At 61.7% G+C, this 744-nt stretch carries 2 tRNA genes and 2 rRNA genes; all 4 read left to right on the plus strand.

The window, feature by feature from the left end:
* Positions 1-57: ribosomal RNA gene (locus tag DS843_RS30905) — 16S ribosomal RNA — on the plus strand; the annotation flags it as partial.
* A 114-nt stretch (positions 58-171) separates the two neighbouring features.
* Positions 172-248, plus strand: a tRNA-Ile gene (locus tag DS843_RS30910).
* Positions 249-289: 41 nt separating this feature from the next.
* Positions 290-365, plus strand: a tRNA-Ala gene (locus tag DS843_RS30915).
* Between the two features lie 254 nt (positions 366-619).
* Positions 620-744 (plus strand): 23S ribosomal RNA (locus DS843_RS30920); the annotation flags it as partial.

Genomic DNA, 744 nt, shown 5'->3' on the forward strand with positions numbered 1-744 from the left:
GGGGTGAAGTCGTAACAAGGTAGCCGTAGGGGAACCTGCGGCTGGATCACCTCCTTTCTAAGGAAAACGCCGGCCCATCCTCCAGGCCGCGCGCCAACCCCACGCCGCCGCCGGCGCATCCCTTCTCACGGATCTCATCATGGCCCTCTTCGAATGGAGGGTGGCCATGAGGGGCTAGTAGCTCAGTTGGTTAGAGCGCGCGCTTGATAAGCGTGAGGTCGGAGGTTCAAATCCTCCCTGGCCCACCATCCATCAGGCGACCCATTCACTGTGGGGCGTGACACCATACGGGGGCATAGCTCAGTTGGGAGAGCGCCTGCTTTGCAAGCAGGAGGTCGTCGGTTCGATCCCGTCTGCCTCCACCAGTCTTCTGGTGTCGAGGCGAGGGTGGGGCTCTTGGAGATCCGTCAGAAGGAAACGCAACACGGAAACGTGAGCTTCGGGCTCCCCAAGCGGGGGACTGGAGCGGGATCATGGACAGTGTGAAGACGATTGTTAAGTGACCGAGGACGGACCTCGGGCCGGCCCTGTCATGGGGTTGGTTCGCAGGTCTGATGCATCTTGCGGTGTTGTGCGTGCGCCTGGGCTTGCCCCTGCGCGTGGCGCAACCGCTGAAGAGGATCAAGCGTCTGAAGGGCATCTGGTGGATGCCTTGGCACTGAGAGGCGATGAAGGACGCAGCACGTTGCGATAAGCCATGGGGAGCCGCGAGCAGGCTTTGATCCGTGGATTTCCGAATGGGGC

Source organism: Roseomonas genomospecies 6 (assembly GCF_008365375.1).
In the GTDB taxonomy this organism is placed as follows: domain Bacteria; phylum Pseudomonadota; class Alphaproteobacteria; order Azospirillales; family Azospirillaceae; genus Azospirillum.